We start from the raw sequence: 246 nt of genomic DNA, 5'->3' as shown, positions 1-246 counted from the left end.
CAATCAGCCGGTTGCGCCGCGGGAAGTGATCGGCACGCGGTGGTGTGCCCACGGGGAACGCGGACAGCACGAGGCCGCGCTCAGCGATGCGCTCGGCCAAGTCGCGATGATGCGTCGGGTAGACGAGATCAGGCCCCGTGCCCACGACGGCGCAGGTGCCGCCCGCCGTCTCGAGCGCGCCTTCGTGCGCGGCAGCGTCGATGCCTGCCGCCAGCCCCGACACGACGGTCACGCCCGCGTCGCCGA

At 73.2% G+C, this 246-nt stretch carries 1 protein-coding gene; it reads right to left on the bottom strand.

The features are described from left to right. On the bottom strand, positions 1-246 hold a 246-nt coding region (locus A985_RS25365; RefSeq protein ID WP_039830307.1), incomplete at both ends, for a DNA-processing protein DprA.

Source organism: Pandoraea sp. B-6, from assembly GCF_000282835.1.
GTDB classification, from domain to species: domain Bacteria; phylum Pseudomonadota; class Gammaproteobacteria; order Burkholderiales; family Burkholderiaceae; genus Pandoraea; species Pandoraea cepalis.
This window is presented reverse-complemented; position numbering and strand designations above follow the sequence as displayed.